The sequence below is a fragment of the Streptomyces sp. PSU-S4-23 genome, assembly GCF_055632315.1.
The window spans coordinates 2,715,554-2,738,612 of sequence record NZ_JBVMUU010000002.1 but is presented as its reverse complement, the minus strand read 5'-3'; the positions used below and the strand labels follow the sequence as shown (position 1 = coordinate 2,738,612).

Here is a 23,059-nt window from a genome sequence, read left to right as displayed (position 1 = left end):
GGGCGTTCAGAAGCCCAGGCGCCGCAGCTGCTTCGGGTCCCGCTGCCAGTCCTTGGCCACCTTCACATGGAGGTCGAGGAACACGGGCGTGCCGAGCAGCGCCTCGATCTGCTTGCGGGACTTGACGCCGACCTCCTTCAGCCGCTTCCCCTTCGGCCCGATCACGATCCCCTTCTGGCTGGGGCGCTCGATGAACAGGTTCGCGTGGATGTCGAGGAGCGGCCTGTCCGCCGGGCGGTCCTCGCGCGGCAGCATCTCCTCCACCACCACCGCGATCGAGTGCGGCAGCTCGTCGCGCACACCCTCCAGCGCCGCCTCCCGGATCAGCTCCGCCACCATGACCTGCTCCGGCTCGTCCGTCAGGTCACCCTCCGGGTAGAGCGCCGGCCCCTCGGGCAGCAGCGGGATCAGCAGGTCCGCCAGCAGGTCCACCTGCTTGCCCCCGACCGCCGACACCGGAACGATCTGCGCCCACTCGAACCCCAGCTCCTTGCCGAGCCGGTCGATCGCGATCAGCTGCTCGGCCAGGGCCTTGGAGTCCACGAGGTCCGTCTTCGTGACGACCGCCACCTTCGGGGTCTTCCTGATCCCCGCGAGCTCCTTGGCGATGAAACGGTCACCGGGGCCGATCTTCTGGTCGGCGGGCAGACAGAAGCCGATCACGTCCACCTCGGCCCATGTGGTGCGCACCACGTCGTTCAGCCGCTCGCCCAGCAGCGTCCGCGGCTTGTGCAGACCGGGGGTGTCGACCAGGATCAGCTGCGCGTCCGGCCGGTGCACGATGCCGCGCACCGTGTGCCGCGTGGTCTGCGGCCGGTTCGAGGTGATCGCCACCTTCTGCCCGACCAGAGCGTTCGTCAGGGTGGACTTGCCCGCGTTGGGGCGGCCCACGAAACAGGCGAAGCCCGCCCGGTGGACGGCCTGTGTCGGCTCGGATGACTGGCTGCGAACGCTCATGGCGCCCATTCTCCCTGATCCACGAGGCATCCTCGCACGGCGAGCTCGGCACGGCCCCGGGTGAGGTTCCGGAAACCCCCGCGCAACACGAAACGTCAGCGAAACACATCTGTACGCAACCGGAAACCCGTACCCGTGACCCTCGGACGAGCCCCGCACCCCGAGGAGACCCGTCCGTGGAGACCGCCTTCCTGGCCGCCGGAAAGACCCCCGCCCTCGACACCGGCGACACCGCCTGGCTGCTCGCCGCCACCGCCCTCGTCCTGCTGATGACCCCGGGCCTGGCCCTCTTCTACGGCGGTATGGTCCGCACGAAGAGCGTCCTGAACATGCTGATGATGAGTTTCGTGTCGATCGCGCTGGTCACGGTGGTGTGGCTGGCCGCCGGGTACGCGCTCGCCTTCGGCGACGACAGCGCGGACGGGCTGATCGGCGATCTGCGGCACGCCGGGATGGCGGGCCTGGGTCCCGCGAGCCTCCACGGCACCGTGCCGACGCTCCTGTTCGCGACCTTCCAGCTGACCTTCGCGATCGTCACGGCCGCCCTCGTCAGCGGCGCGATCGCGGACCGGGCGAAGTTCGGGGCCTGGCTCGTCTTCGTCCCCGTGTGGGCCCTGCTGGTATACGTTCCCGTCACCCACTGGGTGTGGGGCCCGGGCGGCTGGATCCTGGAGCGGCTCGGCGCCCTCGACTTCGCGGGCGGCCTCCCCGTCGAGATCACCTCCGGCGCCTCCGGTCTCGCCCTGTGCCTGGTCCTCGGCCCGCGCCTCGGCTTCAAGAAGGACGCCATGCGCCCGCACAACCTGCCCATGGTGGTGCTCGGGGCCGGTCTCCTCTGGTTCGGCTGGTTCGGCTTCAACGCGGGCTCGGCCCTGGGCGCCAACGGCCTCGCCGCGGCGGTCTTCCTCAACACCCTGGCCGCCGGCTGCACCGGCCTGCTCGGCTGGCTGTTCGTGGAGCAGAAGCGGGACGGCCACCCCACCACGCTCGGCGCGGTGTCCGGCGCGGTCGCGGGCCTGGTCGCCATCACCCCGTCCTGCGGCTCGGTGTCCCTGCTCGGCGCGCTGGTCGTGGGCCTCGCCGCCGGTGTCGTCTGCTCGTACGCCGTGAGCTGGAAGTTCAAGCTGAACTACGACGACTCGCTGGACGTGGTCGGCGTCCACCTCGTCGGCGGCGTCATCGGCACCCTGCTCATCGGCCTGTTCGCGGTGCGGGAGATGACGCAGGGGAGCGAGGGCCTGCTGTACGGCGGCGGGCTCGCCCTGCTGGGGAGGCAGGCGGTGGCCGTGGCCGCCGTCGCCGTGTACGCCTTCGCCGTCACCTACGGCATCGGCAAGCTGATCGACAAGGTGATGGGCTTCCGCGCGAGCGAGGAGCAGGAGCACACCGGCCTGGACCTTACGGTGCACGCCGAGACGGCCTACGATCACGGGGTCCTGGGCCATGGCGCCCCGGTCGGCCACTCCGTCTCCTCCGTCACCCAGAAGGTCACGTCCCAGGCATGAAGCTCATCACCGCGATCGTCAAGCCGTTCCGCCTCGACGAGGTCAAGGCGGCCCTGCAGGAACTCGGCGTGCACGGCCTGACCGTGACCGAGGCCAGCGGCTACGGCCGCCAGCGCGGCCACACCGAGGTGTACCGCGGCGCCGAGTACCAGGTCGACCTGGTGCCCAAGGTGCGGATCGACGTCGTCGTCGAGGACGCGGACACCGACGCCGTCATCGACGCGATCGTGAAGGCCGCGCAGACGGGGAAGATCGGGGACGGGAAGGTGTGGGCGGTGCCGGTGGAGTCGGTGGTGCGGGTACGGACCGGCGAGCGCGGCCCCGACGCGCTCTGACCACGAGCGCAGCCGCCACGGCCGCCGCCGCGGCCAGCACCGCCACGACCAGCCACGGCAGCGCGAGGAACGACGCGCCGGCCGAGTCGCGCGTCCCCCGCGCGCTCGCCGTCAGCGTGACGTCGCCCCGGTCCAGCTGCGGCGCGTCCCGCCACGGTTCGGTGAGCCGGACGCGCTGGCCGGGCAGCAGCTGCGAGGGGATCCCCGTCAGTCCGCGCGCCAGCAGCGTGCGGCCGAACAGGCCCCGCGCCCGCAGCTCCACCCTCGGACTCAGGGTGACGTTGCCCGTGTTGTGCAGCGTGTACGAGATCGCCGCCGTGCTGTTCCCGAGGCCGGGCACCAGCGGCTGGTGGTGGCCGACGTGGACGTCCTCGACGGAGATCGCGGGGAGGGCGGGCCCGCTCACCCGGAGGTAGACGCGGGCTCCGACCGCCCGCTGCACCCCCAGCGCGAGCGGCCCGCCGCCCCTGTCGACGTGATCGTCGAGCGCCACCAGCGCCCCCGGATGGTCGCCCGGTTCGGCGTCCGCGGGCACCCGTAACGTGAACGGCACGCTGATCGACGCATGGCCGGGGACGGTGACCCGGGGCCGCGCGGGCCTGGCCCACGCGCCGACCCCCCGCATCCTCTCCCGCAGGGTGCGCACCGCGAACCCGCCGTCACGCGCGGTGTTGTAGGCGTCGGCGGCGTAGAGGCGGAAGGTGAGGGGACGGCCGGTCTTGTTGGCGACGACGACCGTGTCCTCGATCGTCTGCCCGGGATCGGCGGAGAGATAGAAGTAGGGGCGTGCGCCGAGCTTCGAGGAGACGGGGTAGACGGACCAGCCGCCGTTGTCGGCGGCGTGGCAGGGTGCCGCCGCCGCGGTGAGGAACAGACACAGCGACAACAGGACGACGTACGGCTTGCGCATGGGTGCGGACCCCCGCGGACGTGGTCGGGGTGGACGGGCGGGTGCGGTCCCGCGGGGCGGGCGCCCGGCCACCGGAGGGGTGAGGCGTGCGGTCAGGTCAGGGTCAGCGTCAGCACACCGGAGTACGACCCCGGAGGAGTGAACGCCGGCACGTCCAGTGAGAGCCCGGCGTCGACGGCGAACTCACCACCGGTGAGCGTGCCGTCGGGGGCGGAGGCCAGGGTCGCGCCGGAGGTGCCCACCGTGCCCGCCGAACCCGCCCGGCAGGTGCTCGGGCTGCCCGCCTTGGTGGCGCAGGCCGGGGTCCAGCTCAGCCGGCCGGCGCCGATCGTCGCGCCCGGTCCCGTGAAGTCGGTGACCTTGCCGGTCAGGGACCAGCCCGCGGGTCCGCCGCGGAAGTCCTTGACCGTCACCGTCTGCAGGGCCCCCTGCGAGGCCCCGCCCGTGCCGAAGTCGACGGCCGACAGCTGGACGGTGTCCGCGGCCTGTGACATCGACAGGGTGCCCGCCTTCACGGTGGTGGTGAGCTTCTGGCTGTTCGCGGGGACGGGGGTGTCGTCCACGACGATGTACGCGGCCGGACCGGCCCCCTTGTCCGTGCTCCAGGCGCTGCCCTCGTACGCCACGACACCGGTCGTCGTCTTGTCGTTGACGACGAGCGCGCCGCTGAAGGCTCCCTGGGCGTCGGCGGTCACGGTCGCCGTGTCCGCGGTCTGCGCGGCGCCGGAGCGCCCGGCGAGGGTGACGGTCGCGCCGGGGGTGAAGTTGCCGCCGGTGACGGTCACGCTGTCACCGGGCTTCCCGGAGGCCGAACCGAGCGTGATCGCACGGTTGTTGACCGGGGTGGTGTCCGCCGCCGTCACGGTCTCGGAAACGGGGGCGGGAGGGTTGGTCACCGTGCAGGGGGTGTCCAGTTCCAGGATGTAGCTGGTGTGGATGTTGTAGTCGCCCGGCGAGAGCGTGATGGCACCGGGCGAGGTGACCGTGAACGTGCCGGTCATGCTGAACGACGGGAAGGCGCCCTTGCCCGGCACGGGGTCGTTCTTCTTGGGCCCGGTGACGGTGACGTCCCCCGTCTGGGCGCCGCCGAGGGCGACCTTGCCGGTGGGCGTCATGATGTCGGCCGGCAGGGCCAGGTCGGTGGGGTTGCTCGCGGCGGGGGTGACCACCGTGTAGGTCACGGTGACCGTGTCGCCGACCTTGGGGCTGGCGTTGTCCACCGTGATCTTCGCGGTGGTGGTGCCGTCGATCGGCGGGATTCCCGCGATCGCGGGCGGGATGCAGTGGGTGGCGAAGTCCACCTCCTGCGGGGTGGCACCGGCCGGGCAGGCCAGTGCGCCGCCGCCGGCCACCGCGCAGGCGGCCAGCGCGAGTACCGTGGCCCAGCGGCGTCTTCGAGTTCCTGAGGCCATCCTTGCCCCCTCGTGTGGTCACGGGCGCAGCGGCTCTTCTGCGCCGACACGGGGTCATTGATGTGCGGACCGTGTGAGAAGTCAATGGAGATGCCGCAAGTGGGCTGATGGATCGTCAGTTATGGCCGGCGGGCGGGAGGAACTCGGGCTGGTCGAGCAGGCGCAGCCAGCTCCCGTCGGGCTGGCGCCGGACCACCTGTGCCCGGGCGCCGGCCCCGTCCCCGGGCGGGGTCGCGGTCAGCGCGATGTCGCCGCTGACCAGCGTCGGCAGCGGTGGTTCCGGCTCGAAGCGGGGGCGGTTGGCCAGCACCTTCTCCCACAGGGCGCGGATCGCCTCCCGGCCCACCGTCTGCTCGCCGGGCGGATAGGCCATCACCGCGCCCTCCTCGTACAGCGCGGCGACCCCGGCCGCGTCACCGGCGTTGGACCGTTCGACGAACAAGCGGGTGATGTCCTCCGGGCGCAGGGCCTTCTCGTACTCCGTCATGGGTCTCTCCTGACGTCGGGCTTCGACACCTCCCAGGCTGGCCACCCGCCGACCAGAAGTCCAACAGATGAATCTACTGAAAGCTAGAATCAATGGTTATGGAGCTGAGGCAGCTGGAATACTTCGTCGCGGTCGCCGAGGAGCGGAACTTCACCCGGGCGGCCGAGCGGGTGCACATCAGCCAGTCCGGCGTCAGCGCCCAGATCCGCCGGCTGGAGCGGGAACTGGGCGCCGAGCTGTTCGACCGGTCGGCGCGCACCGTCGCCCTCACGGTCGCGGGCAAGGCCGCTCTCGAACACGCCCGCGCCGCGCTCGCAGCCGCCGGAGCGGTCGGTCAGGCGGTGGGTGAGGTGACCGACGTGATCCGGGGGCGGCTCACCGTCGGAATGGTCATCGGCTGTACCCTCACGCCGCTGTTCGACGCCCTCGCCGCCTTCCACCGGGCGCACCCCGGTGTGGAGCTCTCGCTGCTGGAGGACGGCTCCGACCGGCTCGTCGAGGGGGTGCGCGCCGGCACCGTCGACGTGGCGCTCATCGGGGCAGCGGCCGCCACCCCCGACGGGCTGGACGCGCTGACCGTCGTCAGCGAGCGGCTCGTCGTGGCGGTCCCGGCCGGGCACCCCTTGGCGGACCGGCGGCGGATCACCCTGCGCGACATGGTCGCCCATCCGATCGTCTGCATGCCGCCCGGTACCGGCCTGCGCACGGTGTTCGACCGGGCCTGTGCCGCTCAGGGCCTCCACCCCGCGATCGCGCTGCAGGCCAGCGCCGCGGACGCCATCGCCGACCTCGCCGCCCGCGGGCTCGCCGTCGCGGTCCTCAGCGACTCCATGGCCGCGCGCCACCGCGGCCGGCTCATCGCCCGCACCATCGCTGATGTCGACACACACGCCTTGCTCGCCCTGGTCTGGAAGAGCACCCGCAGCCCCGGGGTGCGGGCGCTGCTCGCGCACAGCCGGCAGGCGTTCACCGACCCCGACCCCGCTTGGTTCCCGGGGCCACACCGGTGCCGTCCGCGTCCGGACGGCACCGGCTCAGAGTGACGTGGGCCCCGTCGGGCCGACCGTCAGTCGAACACGAACGGGCCAGGAGACTGCGGCCCGGTCGCGGTGCAGGTGATGGTGATGCCGAAGACGGTCATCTTCAGTGAGCCGCCGAACGCCTCCAGGCTGTCGCCGGAGGCCACGGTGCCGTCGAGCGGGCCCACGGTGACGGAGCTGCCGGCGGACATGGCCGGGTTCTTCTTGCCGGAGAAGACGGTGGTGCCGCCGCCCGCCTTCACCAGCGTGAGCGTGGACGCGATCGAGTCCTTTGACAGACTGATCGGCACGGTCACCGCGGACTGCACGGTGATGGTGGCCGCGGTGCCGCTCTGGGTGGCCGTGAGCGTGGCCGCGCCGCCGCCGAAGCTGCCGCAGTCGGCGGTGATGCTCGCCGTCTGGGGAGTGACGGCGGCCGCGGTCTGGGTGAAGGCCAGGCCGGTCGCGGCGACCGCCGCGAGTAACGCCGTGCCCGTGCCGAATCTCTTGCCTCTCATCGAAATCCCTTCCCTGGTACGGGAATTGCCATGTGGGGACGCCCACGGACCGCCGCGGGCCGCGCACACGGAGGCGTCACGGGACCACGGTGACGGGTGCGGAGAGACACGCGGCTGAACGCGGACCGGCCACGGGCGGGGTGCGGCACGCCACGTGACGGCACATCTGACGGTCCGTCGGAACTAGCGATTCCATTGATGCGCCGGGGCCGTGGGATTGCAAGAGACGCCGGGCGGTTTCTTCAAGGGTCAGGAAAAGTGGCCGAAGTGCTACCCCTCAGCCCGCGGTCGTCCTCTCGTGGACCGTTCCGTCCGGCCCCGCCACCAGGACAGGGGTCCCGGGCCCGCCGAGGTCCCGCACGGCGGCCAGATCCTTGGCGGCGGCGGACCCCGCCTCGGTCACCACGGCAGCCGCCTCCAGCGACTTCGCCCCCGAGGCCACCGCCATGGCGACCGCCGTCTGCAGGGCGCTGAGCGCGAGCGAGTCGAGGGCGACGGTGCCGGCGGCATAGGTCCGTCCGGTCTCGTCCCGCACGGCTGCGCCCTCGGGCACGCCGTTGCGGGCCCGCACCGAACGGGCCAGGGTGACGATCTTGCGGTCCTCGGGATCGAGCGCGTTGCTGTCGGTCATGCACCGAGCATACGGAGCCGCGCGGACGGCCCGGCCGCTCACCCCCGCCACCGGAGTCGCCGGGCCGGGCCGGGAGACAGGGCTCAGGGACGGTCGAGGCGGAGGCGGTCGGCTCTCGGCAGACCGGCGACGACCAGGTCGTAGGAGTCCTCGATGAGCTCCCGGACCAGGCGGTCCGGGAGCCCGCCGTCCACGGTGACCGTGTTCCAGTGGCGCTTGTTCATATGCCAGCCGGGGACGATCAGGCCCTCGTGCCCGGCGCGCAGCCGGACCGCGTCCTCCGGGTCGCACTTGAGGTTGACGGTCAGGGGCCGCGACCGAAGGTCCGCCAGGGCGAAGAGCCTGCCCTGGACCTTGAAGACCGAGGTCTGCGGGTTGAACGGGAAGTCCTCCACCGCGCCGTTGAAGGCCAGGCAGAACGTGCGCAGTTCCTGCGGGGTCATGCCGGCTCCGGCTCCTCCCCCGGGGGCCCGGCCGGGCCCGACGGCTCCACCAGCACGGTCACGATCTTGTTCCTGCGGCCTGCCGCGGCCTCCGCGGTCAGCCGCAGCTCACGCCCGTCGGGCAGCTCGACGACCGACGAGGCACCCGCGATGGGCACCCGGCCCAGCGCCTTCGCAAGCAGCCCGCCGACCGTCTCCACGTCCTCGTCGTCGTACGCTTCGAGCCCGTACAGCTCGCCCAGGTCGCCGATGTCGAGACGGGCCGTGACCCGGTAGCGGTCCCCGCCCAGTTCCTCGACCGGCGGCAGCTCACGGTCGTACTCGTCGGTGATCTCGCCGACGATCTCCTCCAGGATGTCCTCGATGGTGACGATCCCGGCCGTGCCGCCGTACTCGTCGATGACGACGGCCACGTGGTTGCGCTCCTTCTGCATCTCCCGCAGCAGGTCGCCCGCGTTCTTGGTGTCGGGCACGAAGGTGGCGGGCCGCATCGCGGTGGACACCAGTTCCGACTCGGCGTCGCGGCTGATGTGCGTCTTGCGGGCCAGGTCCTTGAGATACACCATCCCCACGATGTCGTCCTCGCTCTCCCCGGTCACCGGGATGCGCGAGAAGCCGGACCTGAGGGCCAGGGTCAGCGCCTGCCGGATGGTCTTGTAGCGCTCGATGACCACCAGGTCGGTCCTCGGCACCATCACCTCCCGGACCAGGGTGTCGCCGAGTTCGAAGACGGAGTGCACCATGCGGCGCTCCTCGGCCTCGATGAGGGACTCCTTCTCGGCGAGGTCGACGAGGGCGCGCAGTTCCGCCTCCGAGGCGAACGGGCCGCGGCGGAAGCCCTTGCCGGGGGTGAGGGCGTTGCCGATGAGGATGAGCAGGGAGGGCACCGGCCCCATCACCCGGGCCAGCGGCACGAGGACGTACGCCGCCGCCGTCGCCGTGTTCAGCGGATGCTGGCGGCCGATGGTGCGCGGGGAGACGCCGACGGCGACGTACGACACGAGGACCATGACCGCGATCGCGACCAGGAGGGCCTCCGCGGTACCGGCGAACTCCTTCAGGCAGGCGTAGGTGACGAGCGAGGCGGCGGCCATCTCGCAGGCGACCCGGACCAGCAGCGCCACGTTCAGATAGCGGGTCGGGTCCGCGGCGACCTGGGCGAGCTTGGCGCTGCCGCGCCGGCCGCTGCGGACCGCCTCCTCGGCGCGGAAGCTGGACACGCGCGCCAGGCCCGCCTCCGCGCAGGCGGCCAGCCAGGCGACCACGACCAGCGCGATGGCGCCGGTGACGAGCTGGGGGCTCATGACACGGTGGGCGCCGGTGAGGGGCCGCTCAGACCCTTCTCCGCGCGCCAGCCGTCCACGATGGCGGCCTGCAGACCGAACATCTCGGCCTTCTCGTTGGGCTCCTCGTGGTCGTAGCCGAGCAGGTGCAGCACACCGTGGACCGTCAGGAGCTGCAGCTCCTCGTCCATGGTGTGCTGCGTCGGTGCCTCGGCGCCCTGCTTGGCGGCGACCTCCGGGCACAGCACGATGTCGCCGAGCAGCCCCTGCGGCGGCTCGTCGTCGTCCTTGGACGGCGGCCGCAGCTCGTCCATGGGGAAGGACATGACATCGGTGGGTCCGGGCAGGTCCATCCACTGGACGTGCAGCTGCTCCATGGCGTCGGCGTCCACGACGATCACCGAGAGCTCGGAGAGCGGGTGGATGCGCATCCGTGCGAGCGCGTAGCGGGCGATGTCGAGGATCGCCTGCTCGTCGACCTCGGTGCCGGACTCGTTGTTGACGTCGATCGACATGGTCGTGCTGGTCTACTTCCCCTTGTGCCCGGCCTTGCCCCGGCCCTTGTGCGTGCCGTTCTGGGTGCCGTGCTTGCTGTCGTACTTCTCGTAGGCGTCGACGATACGGCCGACCAGCTTGTGCCGTACGACATCGTGGGACGACAGCCGGGAGAAGTGGACGTCCTCGACGCCCTCCAGGATCTCCTGGACCTGCCGCAGGCCGCTCCTGGTCCCTTCGGGGAGGTCGACCTGGGTCACATCACCCGTGATCACGATCTTCGAGTCGAAGCCGAGGCGGGTGAGGAACATCTTCATCTGCTCGGGGCTCGTGTTCTGGGCCTCGTCGAGGATGATGAAGGCGTCGTTCAGGGTCCTTCCGCGCATATAGGCCAGCGGTGCCACCTCGATCGTCCCCGCCGCCATGAGCCGTGGGATCGAGTCCGGGTCGAGCATGTCGTGCAGCGCGTCGTACAGCGGGCGCAGATACGGGTCGATCTTCTCGTACAGCGTGCCGGGCAGGAAGCCGAGGCGCTCGCCCGCCTCGACGGCCGGGCGGGTCAGGATGATGCGGTTGACCTGCTTGGACTGCAGGGCCTGCACGGCCTTGGCCATGGCCAGGTAGGTCTTGCCGGTGCCCGCGGGACCGATGCCGAAGACGACCGTGTGCTTGTCGATCGCGTCCACGTACCGCTTCTGGTTGAGCGTCTTGGGGCGGATCGTGCGACCGCGGGACGACAGGATGTTCTGTGTGAGCACCTGGGCCGGGGTCTCCTCCGGGCCCTCCCCGGTCTCGCCCGCCCGGAGCATGGCGATCGAGCGTTCCACTGCGTCCTCCGTCATCGGCTGTCCGGTGCGGAGCACCAGCATCATCTCGTCGAACAGGCGCTGGATCAGGGCGACCTCACCGGCGTCGCCCACCGCGCTGATCTCATTGCCCCGGACATGGATGTCGGCCGCCGGGAAAGCCTTCTCGATCACGCGCAGGAGGGAGTCTCCGGAACCCAGCACGGTCACCATGGGGTGCTGGGCGGGGACGGTGAAGTGCGCTCTGGCCTGTCCCTCCGCGGGGCTGTGCGCTGTGGGTGTCTGAGTCATGGGCCGGCTCTGAAGGCCGCGATTCCTCCTCCGTACGGCCGCGCTGCTGAGGGCGGCCTCGCGGTTTCAAGAGTACGACGCGGGACTGACAGAGCCGTAGGACTTTTCACCCGGCCGGTGGACGCCGTCCCTCGAACACCGTGCCGTGCCGGGCGGGCAGACCGGGCGGCGGGGACCGAGCGGGCCGCGCCGCCCGGCTCACTCCACGCCGCGGATCCGCCCCACCAGCAGCGCCCCGCCCAGCCCGATCACCGCCGCCACCAGGTACAGCACGCGATAGCCCCCCAGGTGGGTGACGACCGGCGCGGCCAGGGCCGGGGCCGCGACCTGGGGGAGCGCGTTGGCGACATTGATGACCCCGAGGTCCTTCCCGCGGTCCAGTGCCGTCGGCAGGACGTCCGTCATCAGCGCGAAGTCGACCGATGTGAACACGCCGAAGCCGATCCCCAGCACGGCCGCCGCGACGACCGCTCCCGGCCAGGTCTGCCAGACGGCCAGGACCGCCGTCGCCGCCGCCATCAGGACGCCCGACCAGATCACGAACGGCTTGCGCCGGCCCACCCGGTCCGACCAGACCCCGCCGGCCACGACCGTGGCCAGCAGCGTGAGGCCGTTCACGGCCGTGAGGACCAGCACGCCCTGCTCGGGATCGCCGCGGTGCAGGCGGTCCCGGAGGTAGTAGAGCAGGTACAGCAGGACGAGCGCGTTGCTGAGGTTGATCAGGAAGCGGGTCAGCCAGGCCCAGCCCAGGTCCGGGTGGCGGCGCGGGCTGAGCCAGAAGCCGGCCAGGAAGCCCCGCCAGGACCAGGCGGGGCGGTCCGGCACCGGCAGCCGCAGGTCCTCGTAGGCCATGACGTACGGGAGCACCCCCGCCAGCGTGAACAGCGCGCACGCCGTGTAGCCCGCGCCCACCCCGCCCGCCGCCGCGGCGAGACCGGTGCCGCCGACCACGCCGAGGACCTGCGCCGCGCCCAGCCAGCCGCCCACCGAACCCCGCTGGAGCCGCGGCACCCGGTCCGGCACCGCCGCCGTCACCGCCGCGAAGGCCGCGTTCAGCGTCAGCTGCACCAGGCACCAGCCGAGCGCCATGGTCCACGGCCCGCCCGCTCCCGCCAGCAGCAGGAGCGCCGCCGCGCCGCCCGCCGCACCGGCGACGATCCACGGCGTGCGGCGGCCCCGGCGCGCCGTCGTGCGGTCCGACAGCGCGCCGAAGACCGGGTTCGCGACCAGCGACACCACCGCGCCCGCGCCCGTGACCCAGGCCAGCATCGTCTCCTTGGACATGCCGGAGCCCGGGGCGAAGTCCTTCGCCTGCGAGGCGAGCAGGATCTGCAGCGGGCCGTACCAGCCCACCCAGATCGCGCCGTTGGCGAGCGACAGGGCGGACGTCCAGCCCCGGCCGACGGGTTCGACGGGCTCGGCGAGCGCGTCCACGGCCCGCCCGGCCGTCGTCATCCCCGCGCCCGCAGCCGGTCGCGCAGCCAGGCGTACGACGCCTTGGGCGTGCGCTCCAGCGTCTCGTAGTCGACGTGGACCAGCCCGAAGCGGCGGGCGTACCCCTCGGCCCACTCGAAGTTGTCCATCAGGGACCACACGAAGTAACCGCGCACGTCGACGCCCGCCTCCATCGCCCGGTGCAGCGCCCGCACATGGCCGTCCAGGTAGGCGATGCGCTCCTGGTCGTCGATGCCCTCGTAGGAGCAGCCGTTCTCGGTGATGACGATCGGCGGGAGCCGGTCGCCGTAGCGCTCGCGGAAGCCGGTCAGCAGCTCGGTCAGCGCCTCCGGCACCACCGGCCAGCCGAAGTCCGTGACCGGATAGCCCTCGATCTCCCGCACGGAGAAGGGCAGCTCGGCGGGCAGCGTGATGCCGGCGAAATCGATCTCCGCGCCCTGCGGAGCACCCACCTTCGTCGGCGCGTAGTAGTTGATCCCGTACCAGTCGACCGGCTCCGCGATCACCTTCAGGTCGGACTCCACATCGCCCGGCATCAGTTCGCCGATGCCCTCCGGGTAGCGGCCCAGCAGAAGCGGGTCGGAGAAGAGCCGGTTGAGCAGGACGTCGTAGAACTCCGCGGCCTCCACGTCCTGCGGCGACCCGGACGCGGGCCATGTCGGCCCGTGCGAGTTGGCGATGCCGATGTCGAAGGTGCCGGCCGCGCGCAGGGCCCGTACGGCAAGGCCGTGGGCCAGCAGCTGGTGGTGGGCCACCGGCAGCGCGTCGAACATCAGCCGCCTGCCCGGTGCGTGGACGCCGAGCGCATGGCCGAGCAGGGTGTGCTCGGCGGGCTCGTTGAGGGTGATCCACCGGGTGACCCGGTCGCCGAGGCGTTCGGCGACGACGGACACGTACTCGGCGAACCGGGCCGCGGTGTCGCGCTCCAGCCAGTCCAGCGCGACCGGCAGGTCCCAGTGGAAGAGGGTCGGGACGGGCCGCACGCCCGCCGTGCACAGCTCGTCCACCAGGCGGTCGTAGAAGTCGAGGCCCCCGGGGGAACAGGCCCGGGGCCAGGAGACCGAGAAGCGGTACGCGTCCACGCCGAGGTCCGCCAGGAGCGCCACGTCCTCGCGGTAGCGGTGGTAGTGGTCGCACGCCACCGCCGCGGTCGAGCCGTCCTTCACCCGCCCCGGCTCGGCGGTGAACGCGTCCCACACGGAGGGCCCGCGCTCGTCCACCGCGCCCTCGATCTGGTGGGCCGAGGTCGACACGCCCCACAGGAAGCCGGCCGGGAACTGGGGTATCGGGTTCGTCACCATGCGCCGGATCATCCTTACCGCGGGTAAGGGAAGTCAACGGGCAGGCGCCGACCGGCTGTTGCCCCGCTGGAGGCCGAAGGGGTCGGTCAGGCCCCTTCCTTCAGGACTCTCGAGATCAGCGTCCGCTGTTCCTCGGTGAGCCGGGGGTCCGCGCAGTACACGGTCCTGCCGTCCACGGTGATCTCGTAGCTGAAGCCGTCCGGCACACCCGCCGGCGGCGCGCCCCGGCCGCCGGCGAGCGCCCGCTCCGCCAGGGCGTGCCACTCGGGGGCGTCGGCCCGTCCCGAGGTCTCCACCTCGGCCCGGCGCTCGATGCCCGCGAACCCGCCCGTGCGCCTCACCCGAATACGCATGGGTCCTGTCTAGTACGCGACGGGCGCCGGGGCTACGAGGCGGGCACCCCGACCTGCTCCCACGCCTTGAGGACGGCCTCCTGCTCCTCCCCCCGGTGGTACCGGGCCAGGGCGGCCGCCACGGTCAGCTTCGCGAAGTCGGCGAAGGTCGCCTGCGCCCGCAGCTCCCCGCCGGTCAGCACGTCGTACCAGATCTGTCCGGCCCGCTCCCAGGCGTGCCCGCCGAGTTCGGTGGCGACCAGGTAGAACGCGTGGTTGGGGATGCCGGAGTTGATGTGCACACCGCCGTTGTCCTGGCTGGTGTGCACATAGCCGTCCATCGTCCCCGGCTGCGGGTCCTTGCCGAGCACGTCGTCGTCGTACGCGGTCCCCGGCTCCTTCATCGAGCGCAGCGCCTTGCCGGTGACGCGCGGGGCGAGCAGCCCGGCGCCGATCAGCCAGTCGGCGTCGGCCGCGGTCTGCCCGAGGGCGTGCTGCTTGATCAGCGAGCCGAACACGTCCGACATCGACTCGTTGAGGGCGCCCGGCTGGCCGTAGTAGGCCAGGTTCGCCGTGTACTGGGTGACGCCGTGGGTCAGCTCGTGGCCGATGACGTCCACCGGGATGGTGAAATCGAGGAAGACCTCGTTGTCCCCGTCGCCGAACACCATCTGCTCGCCGTTCCAGAAGGCGTTGTCGTAGTTCTCGCCGAAGTGCACGCTCGCGTCCAGGGGCAGCCCCTTGCCGTCGATGGAGTCGCGGCCGTACGCCGTCCGGTACAGCTCGTAGGTGGCGCCGAGGCCCGCGTAGGCCCGGTTGACCGTGGCGTCCCCGCCGGGCTCGTCGCCCTCGCCGCGGACCTTCCTGCCGGGCAGGTCCTGGCGGTGCCCGGCGTCGTAGACGGTGCGGTGCGGCTGGTCGGCGGCGTGCGCGGGCGGCGCCGCCGAGGGGGCCCCGATGACCGTGGTCAGCCGGCGGCGGGTGCGCTCCAGGGCGTCGCGCTCCAGGGTGCGGCGCGCGGGTGTGGCGAGCGCGGAGTCCTCGTGCTGGGCGAGCTTGTCGAGGACATGCGGTGGCACGATGGTGCAGAAGACGGGCTCGTGGCCCCCGTTGCTGGTCATGCCCGGCACCCTTGCACTGTGTCACCAGACTGTCACTACCTGCAACCATGATTGGTGAAAAGGCGGGGAAGGGGATCGCGCGGTTCGCGGGAAAGTGGCAGGAGGCGAGGTTTGCATGTCTTTGTGAGTCGAGACACTTTATGTCTGGAATGTCACTCCGGTCCCGCATACTGATACGGGCCCACGCATCCGGCGCGGCTCGGCTAGCATGCGGAGCATCATGCGTTTCGGGCTGCTCCTCCTTAGCTGCCGCGGCGAGGGCCTGTAGTCGAGGCCGACCCCCTCCCCGCGGAGTTCGGCGTTGCGCCGTCGGCCGTCCTTCCGGACCTCACGAGGAGCCTACGCACCATGGCGAACCGCCAGCAGCCCACGTCCATGCCGATCCACAAGTACCGCCCCTACGAGCAGGTCGACATCCCCGACCGCACCTGGCCGGACAAGCGGATCACCCAGGCCCCGCGCTGGCTGTCCACGGACCTGCGCGACGGCAACCAGGCCCTGATCGACCCCATGTCGCCGGCCCGCAAGCGCGCGATGTTCGACCTGCTGGTCAAGATGGGCTACAAGGAGATCGAGATCGGCTTCCCGGCCTCCGGCCAGACCGACTTCGACTTCGTGCGCTCCATCATCGAGGAGGAGGGCGCGATCCCCGAGGACGTGACCGTCTCCGTCCTCACCCAGGCCCGCGAGGACCTGATCGAACGGACCGTCGAGTCCCTGAAGGGCGCCCGGCGCGCGAACGTGCACCTCTACAACGCGACGGCCCCGGTCTTCCGCCGGGTCGTCTTCCGCGGCTCCAAGGACGACATCAAGCAGATCGCCGTCGACGGCACCCGGCTGGTCATGGAGTACGCCGAGAAGCTGCTGGGCCCCGAGACCGAGTTCGGCTACCAGTACAGCCCCGAGATCTTCACCGACACCGAGCTGGACTTCGCCCTGGAGGTCTGCGAGGCGGTCATGGACGTCTGGCAGCCCGGCCCGGACCGCGAGATCATCCTGAACCTGCCCGCCACCGTGGAGCGTTCCACCCCGTCCACGCACGCGGACCGCTTCGAGTGGATGCACCGCAACCTCTCCCGCCGCGCGTACGTCTGCCTGTCCGCCCACCCCCACAACGACCGCGGCACCGCGGTGGCGGCCGCCGAGCTGGCCGTGATGGCCGGCGCCGACCGCGTCGAGGGCTGCCTGTTCGGCCAGGGCGAGCGCACCGGCAACGTCGACCTGGTCACCCTGGGGATGAACCTCTTCTCGCAGGGCGTCGACCCGCAGATCGACTTCTCCCACATCGACGAGATCCGCCGCACCTGGGAGTACTGCAACCAGATGGAGGTCCACCCGCGCCACCCCTACATCGGCGACCTCGTCTACACCTCCTTCTCCGGCTCCCACCAGGACGCCATCAAGAAGGGCTTCGACGCCATGGAGGCCGAGGCGACGGCCCAGGGCCGGACCGTCGACGAGATCGAGTGGGCGGTGCCGTACCTGCCGATCGACCCCAAGGACGTCGGCCGCTCCTACGAGGCGGTCATCCGCGTCAACTCGCAGTCCGGCAAGGGCGGCGTGGCCTACGTCCTCAAGAACGACCACAAGCTGGACCTGCCGCGCCGGATGCAGATCGAGTTCTCCAGGATCATCCAGGCGAAGACGGACGCCGAGGGCGGCGAGGTCACACCGAAGGAGATCTGGTCGGTCTTCCAGGACGAGTACCTGCCGAACCCCGGCAACCCCTGGGGCCGCATCCAGGTCAGGACGGGCCAGACGACCACCGACAAGGACGGCGTCGACACCCTCACCGTCGAGGCCACGGTCGACGGCGAGGACACCGTCCTGACCGGCACCGGCAACGGCCCGATCTCGGCGTTCTTCGACGCCCTGGAGAACATCGGCATCGACGTACGCCTCCTGGACTACCAGGAGCACACCATGAGCGAGGGCGCCTCCGCGCAGGCCGCCTCCTACATCGAGTGCGCGATCGACGGAAAGGTCCTGTGGGGCATCGGCATCGACGCGAATACGACACGTGCCTCACTGAAGGCCGTCGTCTCCGCCGTCAACCGCGCCGCCCGCTGACCCTCTGACCGGCGGCTTCACGGCCCTGCCCGCCCCCGGGGGCGCGCAGGGCCGCGTCGCGGACCGGCCATTTCCGCCGAAGATCACAGAGAGGTCTCGTCCGGGGTACTGACTTCGCATCAACGATGTGGCTAACATCACGCCAGCACGGCGATGTTGCCGTGCCGTTTCGGAGGTGCGACGTGCTGCCAGAACGGGGACGCAACGGCCGTGGAGTCCGCAAGGGCCGTGCCGCGCGTCTCCTCGGTGTCCGCACCACGTGGACCGCCGTCGGCGACGGAGAGTTCTTCTGCCCGGGCTGCGGGGGCGACCGCAACTACCAGCGGCTCACCGGACGCCGCGGCCTCTCCCTGGCGGGCCTGCCCGTGCTGCCGCGCGGCGAGACCGGCCCGGTCGTGGAGTGCGCGGCCTGCGGCCGCCACTACGGCACGGACGTCCTCGACCACCCGACCACCACCCGCTTCTCCGCGATGCTCCGCGACGCCGTCCACACGGTGGCCCTCGCCGTCCTCGCCGCGGGCGGCACCGGCTCCCGCACATCCCTGGAGACGGCCGCGTCCGCGGTCCGCGCCGCCGGCTTCGAGGACTGCACGGCGGACAGCCTCAGCGCCCTGGTCGACGCCCTGGCCGCCGACACCGGCCGCTTCTGCGGCGAACCGGGCGGCGCCAGCCTGGCCATAGAGCTCCACGAGGCCCTGGACCCGCTCGCCCCCCACCTCGCCCCCACCGGCCGGGAGTCCATCCTGCTGAAGGGCGCCCGCATCGCCCTCGCGGACGGCCCCTACACCGTCGCCGAGCGCGAGGTCCTCGCCACCGTCGGCGCGGCGCTCACCATCTGCTCGGACGATGTGACCCGGCTGCTGGCGGCGGCGCGCACACCGTCGTAGGAGACCCGTGCTCCACGAGCCGGCACACTGAAGCGCGACCGGACATCCCGTGTCCCGTGCCCGCCCCAGCGCAGGGAGCCTGCCATGACCGCCACCAGGCGCGGCGCCGTGCTCGCGGCCGCCACCGGTCTCCTGACGGCCCTCGCGGCCACGGGCACGGCGGCCGCCGCACCGCACCCCGGGCGGGGCTGCGCCCCCTCCGTGCCGTACACCGCGGGCCGGGGCGGCTACGCCGCCTACCGGATCCCGGCGACGGTCACGACCCGGAAGGGGACCGTGCTGGCCTTCGCCGAAGGACGGCACGGCGGCGCCGGCGACAACGGTGACATCGATGTCGTCCTCAGGCGGTCCACCGACGGCGGCTGCACCTGGGGCCCGATGACCGTGGTCGCCGCCGGCCGGGGAGACACCCGGGGCAACCCGGCGCCCGTGGTGGACCCGCGCACCGGCCGGATCGTCCTGGTCACGTCCTACAACAGCGGTGCGGTGACCGAGGCGCAGATCATGCGCGGCGAGGTGACGCCCGCGCAGAGCCGCCGTGTCTTCGTCCAGGCGAGCCATGACGACGGGCGGCACTTCACGGCCCCTCGGGACATCACGGCCCAGGTGAAACGCGCGGACTGGCGCTGGTACGCGACCGGCCCCGGCCATGCGGTCGCCCTCACCCGGGGCCCGCACGCCGGCCGTCTCGTCGTCCCCGCCAACCACTCCGCCGCACCGCCGAAGGGCTCCACCGGCACCGGACAGGAGGCCAGGTACCACGGCGCGCACGCGATGCTCTCCGATGACGGCGGCCGGACCTGGCACCTGGGCTCCGTCGACGACTCCTACGACGGGTACGACAACGCCAACGAGACCAGCGTCGCCCAACTCGCCGACGGCAGGCTCTACTTCAGCTCCCGCGACCAGAACGGCAGCAGCGCGGGCAACCGGCTCGACAGCTACTCCGGCGACGGCGGCCGGAGCCTGGACCGCCCCTACGCCGTGCAGCACACCCTGGACGACGTCCCGGTCGTCCAGGCCGGCCTCCTGCAACTCCGCGGCCGCGGCGCGCCGTTGCTCTTCTCCGGTCCCTCCGTGCCCACCGCGCGGCGGGCGATGGCGATCTGGCGCAGCACCGACGGCGGGCACACCTTCACCAGGGCACTGACGCTGTCCCCGCGGCGGGCGGCCTACAGCGACCTGGTACAGCTCGGCCGCGCGACGGTGGGGATCCTGTACGAGACGGGCACCACCGGCCCGTACGACACGATCGAGTTCCGGCGGATCCCCCTCGGCGACCTGGGGTGACGACTACAGCAGCCCGGCCGCCGCCAGATGCTTCCCCACCCGTTCCATCTCCCCCTCCGACAGGGGCACCTGCGGCTGGGCCGTCGCCGGGCAGGCGATCACCCCCCGCAGGTACAGCGCCGCCTTGAACGCCCCCAGGCCCGACGAGCTCGCGCCCATCCGGGCCCTGTCCCCGACGCCCGTCATCCCGTACAGGGCGCACAGCCGCTCCTGCTCCGCCCGCGCCGCGTCCCAGTCGCCCGCACGGCACAGGCGGTCCAGACGGACGTAGCCCTCCGGGTCCACGTTCGCCAGGCCCGGCACCGCCCCGTCCGCGCCCAGCGCCAGGGCCGAGTCCACGACCAGCTCGGATCCCGTCAGCGCGCTGAAGCCCGTGATGCCGGCCCGCGCACGGGCGCCCGTGACGACCGCGCGGAAGCCGGCCAGGTCCCCGCTGGAGTCCTTCAGACCGGCCAGCGTCCCGTCCGCGGCGAGCTCCAGGACCAGCTCGGCGCTCAGCTTGGTGTGGACGGAGACGGGGATGTCGTAGGCGATCACCGGCACGGGGGAGCGGCCGGCGACCAGCCGGTAGTGGCGGGCGATCTCGGCGGGATGGGTCCGGGTGTAGAACGGCGCCGTGACGACCACCGCGTCCGCGCCCGCCTCCACCGCGTATGCCACGTGGTCCAGCACACGCGGCGTCGTCATGTCGATCGCCCCGGCCAGGACCGGCAGCCGGCCGGCCACGTGCGCCACCACCGTCCGCACCACCGACCGACGCTGGCAGTCCGTCAGGTAGGCCGCCTCCGAGGACGACCCCAGGACGAACAGGGCGTCCACCCCGCCCGTCACCAGATGGTCCACGAGCCCGAGCAGCGAGGGGACGTCGACCTCGCCTTCCGGCGTCAGAGGGGTGCAGACGGGCGGGACGACACCGGTCAGCGGGGCGGGCAGGGTCATCAGGGCTCCCTGGCGTTCTCTGGTCGGGTACGTCGGCCACGGCGGTGGCCGGGGAGGGGCGTGCCGCCTGCCGCACGGGCTCGCGCGCCGGCTCGCCCTCCCGCACAGGATGGTGGCAGCGGAAGCGGTGCCCGGCGGCCGACTCGCCCGAGAAGCCGCGGGCGCCGGTGGCGGGAGGCGGTGGCGGGAGGTGGTGGCGTGCTTGACCGCCGGTCCGTCGTCTGCGGCGGACCGTGCCCGTGCCCGGCCGTCGATCCGCCGCCGGCGGAACGCGGCGCCGCGCCCGGCCGCCGGTCCGCTGCCCGCGAAACGCCCTGCCCCGGCCCGGCCGCCGGGCGACACTGGGCCGATGACCGACCGCGACCCGGAGACCGGCAGCCCTGAGGCGCCTGCGGGCGGCGCCCGCACCGGTGAGGCACACGCCCGCGTGGCCCCCGACGCCGCCGGAAGGACCCCGGACGGACCCGGCAGCCGCCCGGACCGCTCCGGCAACCCTCCTCAGCCGCAGACGAGTTGGGATCCCGATGGTCCCGGTGTCCTGCGGCTGCCGTCCGGGCGGCTCGTGCGCGGGAGGGCGTTGCGCCGGCCGCTGCCGGACGGGCCCGTTCCGTCGTACGCCCTGTACCTCCTCGGCAGCCCGCCGCCCGAGGTGCCCTGGGAGGCCGACTGGCTGCGCTGGCCCGACTTCCGCCTGCCCGGCAGCCGTTCCCAGGCGCGCCGGCTGCTTGCCGGGGCATGGGACCGCGCCGCCGCCGAGCGTGTCGAGGTCGCCTGCGGCGGCGGTCGCGGCCGCACCGGCACGGCGCTGGCCTGCCTCGCCGTGCTGGACGGCGTACCGCCGCGGGACGCCGTGGCGTACGTCCGCGCACACTACGACCGGCACGCCGTGGAGACGCCCTGGCAGCGGCGGTACGTGCGGCGCTTCACCGCCTGAGCGGGCCTCATGGGCCGCACGGCCCCCCGCCGTGAGGTTCACAGCCCGAGCGTCATGATGAGCCGGTCCTCCCCGGCGCCGAAGTAGTCCTTGCGCACGCCCTCGTCGGACGAGAAACCGAGCGACCGGTACAGCGTGATCGCGGCGTCGTTCGCCGGCTCCACCGTCAGCCGGATCTCGCGGACGCTCTCGGCGCGCAGCCGGCGCAGCACCTCCAGCATCAGCCGCCGGCCCAGCCCGCGCCCCCGCTGGTCGCGGGTGACGCCGAGGCTGACGATCCAACCCCGGTACCTGTCCGGTGAGATGACGAACAGGACGTAGCCGTGCAGGCGCTCCCCGTCGTCGAGGACGAGCAACTGGTCCGCGTGCAGGTCGAAGAGCTGGCGGAGCACGAAGTAGGGGTAGGGGTCGTCGGGGAACGCCTCCCTGTCGACGCGGACGAGTTCGGGCAGGTCCTCCTCCGTGACTCCCCTCATCGTCAGCGTCCGGTCGACGAGCCCCCGGTCGTGGAACAGTGCCGGGCCGGTCCGGCCCCCATGCGAAGAGAAACGTTCCTGTGGAAACGCAGCCATGCCGCCCCCCAAGCGGAAAGGAGTCAAGGACGCGTTGACACCCGTACGGGTGATACGGGTGGGACGCGTGATCTCTGCCGTTCGGGTGTGTTCGACAGAGTTCCGACCATCTTGAGCGGGGCGATCTGGCCCTTCAAGGTGGGATCAGGTCCAAAAAGTCATTCGCCCCGGTGCGCCCCCGGTGCGCCCCATGTGCCGTAGTCGCGTTCCATGACATTTGGCCGGAGGGGATCCGCGGGGTCCCCGGCGTTGGTACCGTAAGCCAATGACCTTGAGATCGTCGGGGGATACTCAACTGAATGCGGACGTATCGTGGGCCGCATTCGACCCCATCGCCTACGTAGATCACAATTACCGCGACCTTCAGGCAGAGGACGCGGAGATCCTCCACATCGTACGCGATCATTTCGGCGATCATTTCCGAACGCCGCCCCCCGGGCCGGTCTCCGGTATCGATGTGGGCGCCGGCGCGAACCTCTATCCCGCACTCGCCATGCTGCCGTGGTGCGACGAGATCACCCTCCTGGAGCGTTCATCCGCGAATGTGCGCTACCTGGAGAGCCAGGTCGATTCCTACGACGCGAACTGGGACCAGTTCTGGCGCGTCCTGTGCAAGAACGACGTGTACGGCGCCCTGGACATGGACCCGCGGGCGAAGTTCCGCGACACCGTCCGGGTCCGGTCGGGCAACCTCTTCGACCTCGTGCGCCACGAGGGGCAGTGGTCCATGGGGACCATGTTCTTCGTCGCGGAGTCGATGACCACCTCCCACAAGGAGTTCGCCCGGGGCGTCGAGTGCTTCCTGCGCGCCCTGGCCCCCGGCGCGCCCTTCGCCGCCGCGTTCATGGAGCATTCCATGGGGTATCACGCGGGTGAGCATTTCTTCCCCGCGTGCGACGTGGGAGAGTCGGAGGTGCACGAGAGCCTGGTGCCTTTCGCCCGGGAGTTCAAGACGACGCGGCTCAAGGCGTCGGCCGCCCTGCGCGAGGGGTATTCGGGAATGATCGTCGCCTGGGGTCGCAGGAATTCGGAGTCCGATATTCCGACCAGTTGAGGAGCGCGGCTT

Annotated in this window: 23 protein-coding genes and 1 pseudogene; 8 read left to right on the top strand and 16 right to left on the bottom strand. The window is 71.9% G+C overall.

Features of this window, described 5'->3' with window-relative positions; genetic code table 11:
- Nucleotides 1–6: 6 nt before the first annotated feature.
- Nucleotides 7–966, bottom strand: coding sequence for a GTPase Era (gene era / locus ACZ79I_RS13160; RefSeq protein ID WP_471497175.1), 960 nt, complete (start codon nucleotides 964–966; stop codon nucleotides 7–9).
- A 167-nt stretch (nucleotides 967–1,133) separates the two neighbouring features.
- Between era and ACZ79I_RS13155 the strand changes: the two genes are divergently transcribed.
- Entirely contained in the window at nucleotides 1,134–2,462 is a 1,329-nt protein-coding gene (locus ACZ79I_RS13155; protein ID WP_471497174.1) for an ammonium transporter, read from the top strand.
- Nucleotides 2,459–2,797 (top strand): P-II family nitrogen regulator, encoded by a 339-nt coding sequence (locus tag ACZ79I_RS13150; RefSeq protein ID WP_381077562.1) that lies wholly within the window; start codon nucleotides 2,459–2,461, stop codon nucleotides 2,795–2,797. Before ACZ79I_RS13155 ends, ACZ79I_RS13150 begins: the two co-directional genes overlap by 4 nt.
- On the opposite strand, the pseudogene ACZ79I_RS13145 reads toward ACZ79I_RS13150, so the two are convergent.
- The 3 genes and pseudogenes from ACZ79I_RS13145 to ACZ79I_RS13135 all read right to left on the bottom strand — a co-directional run.
- Nucleotides 2,694–3,707, bottom strand: a pseudogene (locus tag ACZ79I_RS13145) (DUF916 domain-containing protein); the annotation flags it as partial. The gene ACZ79I_RS13150 and the pseudogene ACZ79I_RS13145 sit on opposite strands and share 104 nt — an antisense overlap.
- Nucleotides 3,708–3,799: 92 nt before the next feature.
- Nucleotides 3,800–5,119, bottom strand: coding sequence for a WxL domain-containing protein (locus tag ACZ79I_RS13140; protein WP_471497172.1), 1,320 nt, complete (start codon nucleotides 5,117–5,119; stop codon nucleotides 3,800–3,802).
- Nucleotides 5,120–5,234: 115 nt separating this feature from the next.
- On the bottom strand, nucleotides 5,235–5,606 hold the full coding sequence (locus tag ACZ79I_RS13135; RefSeq protein WP_471497170.1) for a YybH family protein: 372 nt from the start codon (nucleotides 5,604–5,606) through the stop codon (nucleotides 5,235–5,237).
- Between the two features lie 98 nt (nucleotides 5,607–5,704).
- On the opposite strand from ACZ79I_RS13135, the gene ACZ79I_RS13130 reads away from it, so the two are divergent.
- A complete protein-coding gene (locus tag ACZ79I_RS13130) occupies nucleotides 5,705–6,649 on the top strand; it encodes a LysR family transcriptional regulator (RefSeq protein WP_471497169.1) in 945 nt (314 codons plus the stop codon).
- Between the two features lie 23 nt (nucleotides 6,650–6,672).
- Here the strand turns inward: ACZ79I_RS13130 and ACZ79I_RS13125 are convergent, their stop codons facing one another.
- The 10 genes from ACZ79I_RS13125 to ACZ79I_RS13080 form a co-directional block, all read right to left on the bottom strand.
- Entirely contained in the window at nucleotides 6,673–7,143 is a 471-nt protein-coding gene (locus ACZ79I_RS13125) for a hypothetical protein (protein WP_471497167.1), read from the bottom strand.
- A gap of 277 nt (nucleotides 7,144–7,420) precedes the next feature.
- A complete protein-coding gene (locus ACZ79I_RS13120) occupies nucleotides 7,421–7,774 on the bottom strand; it encodes a cytidine deaminase (RefSeq protein WP_471497165.1) in 354 nt (117 codons plus the stop codon).
- Between the two features lie 83 nt (nucleotides 7,775–7,857).
- Nucleotides 7,858–8,217, bottom strand: a complete 360-nt coding sequence (locus tag ACZ79I_RS13115) for an MmcQ/YjbR family DNA-binding protein (RefSeq protein ID WP_471497163.1) — start codon at nucleotides 8,215–8,217, stop codon at nucleotides 7,858–7,860.
- Complete coding sequence (locus tag ACZ79I_RS13110) at nucleotides 8,214–9,521, bottom strand: hemolysin family protein (RefSeq protein WP_471497161.1); 1,308 nt, start codon at nucleotides 9,519–9,521, stop codon at nucleotides 8,214–8,216. The genes ACZ79I_RS13115 and ACZ79I_RS13110 overlap by 4 nt, the downstream gene beginning before the upstream one ends.
- Entirely contained in the window at nucleotides 9,518–10,015 is a 498-nt protein-coding gene (gene ybeY, locus ACZ79I_RS13105; RefSeq protein ID WP_471497159.1) for an rRNA maturation RNase YbeY, read from the bottom strand. Before ybeY ends, ACZ79I_RS13110 begins: the two co-directional genes overlap by 4 nt.
- Before the next feature lie 12 nt (nucleotides 10,016–10,027).
- A complete protein-coding gene (locus ACZ79I_RS13100; protein ID WP_471497157.1) occupies nucleotides 10,028–11,092 on the bottom strand; it encodes a PhoH family protein in 1,065 nt (354 codons plus the stop codon).
- Nucleotides 11,093–11,290: 198 nt separating this feature from the next.
- The gene (locus ACZ79I_RS13095; protein ID WP_471497155.1) at nucleotides 11,291–12,547 is read right to left on the bottom strand and encodes an MFS transporter; all 1,257 of its coding nucleotides are present in this window, start codon (nucleotides 12,545–12,547) and stop codon (nucleotides 11,291–11,293) included.
- A complete protein-coding gene (locus ACZ79I_RS13090; RefSeq protein WP_471497153.1) occupies nucleotides 12,544–13,860 on the bottom strand; it encodes a GH1 family beta-glucosidase in 1,317 nt (438 codons plus the stop codon). Before ACZ79I_RS13090 ends, ACZ79I_RS13095 begins: the two co-directional genes overlap by 4 nt.
- A 74-nt stretch (nucleotides 13,861–13,934) precedes the next feature.
- Nucleotides 13,935–14,201, bottom strand: a complete 267-nt coding sequence (locus ACZ79I_RS13085) for a protealysin inhibitor emfourin (protein ID WP_471497151.1) — start codon at nucleotides 14,199–14,201, stop codon at nucleotides 13,935–13,937.
- 32 nt (nucleotides 14,202–14,233) lie between these two features.
- On the bottom strand, nucleotides 14,234–15,301 hold the full coding sequence (locus ACZ79I_RS13080; protein WP_471497149.1) for a M4 family metallopeptidase: 1,068 nt from the start codon (nucleotides 15,299–15,301) through the stop codon (nucleotides 14,234–14,236).
- Between the two features lie 348 nt (nucleotides 15,302–15,649).
- Between ACZ79I_RS13080 and leuA the strand changes: the two genes are divergently transcribed.
- The 3 genes from leuA to ACZ79I_RS13065 all read left to right on the top strand — a co-directional run bounded on the left by leuA (nucleotide 15,650) and on the right by ACZ79I_RS13065 (nucleotide 19,548).
- Nucleotides 15,650–17,371 carry a 2-isopropylmalate synthase gene (leuA, locus tag ACZ79I_RS13075; protein WP_471497147.1) on the top strand — a complete coding sequence of 574 codons (1,722 nt, stop codon included), beginning with the start codon at nucleotides 15,650–15,652 and terminating at the stop codon, nucleotides 17,369–17,371.
- Nucleotides 17,372–17,553: 182 nt separating this feature from the next.
- Nucleotides 17,554–18,258, top strand: a complete 705-nt coding sequence (locus tag ACZ79I_RS13070; protein WP_471497145.1) for a TerB family tellurite resistance protein — start codon at nucleotides 17,554–17,556, stop codon at nucleotides 18,256–18,258.
- 84 nt (nucleotides 18,259–18,342) lie between these two features.
- Complete coding sequence (locus ACZ79I_RS13065; RefSeq protein ID WP_471497143.1) at nucleotides 18,343–19,548, top strand: sialidase family protein; 1,206 nt, start codon at nucleotides 18,343–18,345, stop codon at nucleotides 19,546–19,548.
- 3 nt (nucleotides 19,549–19,551) lie between these two features.
- Here the strand turns inward: ACZ79I_RS13065 and ACZ79I_RS13060 are convergent, their stop codons facing one another.
- Nucleotides 19,552–20,487: a dihydrodipicolinate synthase family protein gene (locus ACZ79I_RS13060; RefSeq protein ID WP_471497141.1), complete on the bottom strand. Its 936-nt coding sequence runs from the start codon at nucleotides 20,485–20,487 to the stop codon at nucleotides 19,552–19,554.
- Nucleotides 20,488–21,025: 538 nt separating this feature from the next.
- On the opposite strand from ACZ79I_RS13060, the gene ACZ79I_RS13055 reads away from it, so the two are divergent.
- The gene (locus tag ACZ79I_RS13055) at nucleotides 21,026–21,421 is read left to right on the top strand and encodes a phosphatase domain-containing protein (protein WP_471504914.1); all 396 of its coding nucleotides are present in this window, start codon (nucleotides 21,026–21,028) and stop codon (nucleotides 21,419–21,421) included.
- Between the two features lie 38 nt (nucleotides 21,422–21,459).
- Here ACZ79I_RS13055 and ACZ79I_RS13050 read toward each other — a convergent pair whose 3' ends face one another.
- Nucleotides 21,460–21,993, bottom strand: a complete 534-nt coding sequence (locus ACZ79I_RS13050; protein WP_471497139.1) for a GNAT family N-acetyltransferase — start codon at nucleotides 21,991–21,993, stop codon at nucleotides 21,460–21,462.
- A 265-nt stretch (nucleotides 21,994–22,258) separates the two neighbouring features.
- On the opposite strand from ACZ79I_RS13050, the gene ACZ79I_RS13045 reads away from it, so the two are divergent.
- Nucleotides 22,259–23,047: an SCO2525 family SAM-dependent methyltransferase gene (locus ACZ79I_RS13045; RefSeq protein ID WP_471497137.1), complete on the top strand. Its 789-nt coding sequence runs from the start codon at nucleotides 22,259–22,261 to the stop codon at nucleotides 23,045–23,047.
- Nucleotides 23,048–23,059: the final 12 nt, after the last annotated feature.

Excerpts from the sequence above, each read along its gene's own strand:
- era (WP_471497175.1), bottom strand. The coding sequence starts at position 966 with ATGGGCGCCATGAGCGTTCGCAGCCAGTCATCCGAGCCGACACAGGCC.
- ACZ79I_RS13150 (WP_381077562.1), top strand. The coding sequence starts at position 2,459 with ATGAAGCTCATCACCGCGATCGTCAAGCCGTTCCGCCTCGACGAGGTC.
- ACZ79I_RS13140 (WP_471497172.1), bottom strand. The coding sequence starts at position 5,119 with ATGGCCTCAGGAACTCGAAGACGCCGCTGGGCCACGGTACTCGCGCTG.
- ACZ79I_RS13135 (WP_471497170.1), bottom strand. The coding sequence starts at position 5,606 with ATGACGGAGTACGAGAAGGCCCTGCGCCCGGAGGACATCACCCGCTTG.
- ACZ79I_RS13130 (WP_471497169.1), top strand. The coding sequence starts at position 5,705 with ATGGAGCTGAGGCAGCTGGAATACTTCGTCGCGGTCGCCGAGGAGCGG.
- ACZ79I_RS13125 (WP_471497167.1), bottom strand. The coding sequence starts at position 7,143 with ATGAGAGGCAAGAGATTCGGCACGGGCACGGCGTTACTCGCGGCGGTC.
- ACZ79I_RS13120 (WP_471497165.1), bottom strand. The coding sequence starts at position 7,774 with ATGACCGACAGCAACGCGCTCGATCCCGAGGACCGCAAGATCGTCACC.
- ACZ79I_RS13115 (WP_471497163.1), bottom strand. The coding sequence starts at position 8,217 with ATGACCCCGCAGGAACTGCGCACGTTCTGCCTGGCCTTCAACGGCGCG.
- ACZ79I_RS13110 (WP_471497161.1), bottom strand. The coding sequence starts at position 9,521 with ATGAGCCCCCAGCTCGTCACCGGCGCCATCGCGCTGGTCGTGGTCGCC.
- ybeY (WP_471497159.1), bottom strand. The coding sequence starts at position 10,015 with ATGTCGATCGACGTCAACAACGAGTCCGGCACCGAGGTCGACGAGCAG.
- ACZ79I_RS13100 (WP_471497157.1), bottom strand. The coding sequence starts at position 11,092 with ATGACTCAGACACCCACAGCGCACAGCCCCGCGGAGGGACAGGCCAGA.
- ACZ79I_RS13095 (WP_471497155.1), bottom strand. The coding sequence starts at position 12,547 with ATGACGACGGCCGGGCGGGCCGTGGACGCGCTCGCCGAGCCCGTCGAA.
- ACZ79I_RS13090 (WP_471497153.1), bottom strand. The coding sequence starts at position 13,860 with ATGATCCGGCGCATGGTGACGAACCCGATACCCCAGTTCCCGGCCGGC.
- ACZ79I_RS13085 (WP_471497151.1), bottom strand. The coding sequence starts at position 14,201 with ATGCGTATTCGGGTGAGGCGCACGGGCGGGTTCGCGGGCATCGAGCGC.
- ACZ79I_RS13080 (WP_471497149.1), bottom strand. The coding sequence starts at position 15,301 with ATGACCAGCAACGGGGGCCACGAGCCCGTCTTCTGCACCATCGTGCCA.
- leuA (WP_471497147.1), top strand. The coding sequence starts at position 15,650 with ATGGCGAACCGCCAGCAGCCCACGTCCATGCCGATCCACAAGTACCGC.
- ACZ79I_RS13065 (WP_471497143.1), top strand. The coding sequence starts at position 18,343 with ATGACCGCCACCAGGCGCGGCGCCGTGCTCGCGGCCGCCACCGGTCTC.
- ACZ79I_RS13060 (WP_471497141.1), bottom strand. The coding sequence starts at position 20,487 with ATGACCCTGCCCGCCCCGCTGACCGGTGTCGTCCCGCCCGTCTGCACC.
- ACZ79I_RS13050 (WP_471497139.1), bottom strand. The coding sequence starts at position 21,993 with ATGGCTGCGTTTCCACAGGAACGTTTCTCTTCGCATGGGGGCCGGACC.
- ACZ79I_RS13045 (WP_471497137.1), top strand. The coding sequence starts at position 22,259 with ATGACCTTGAGATCGTCGGGGGATACTCAACTGAATGCGGACGTATCG.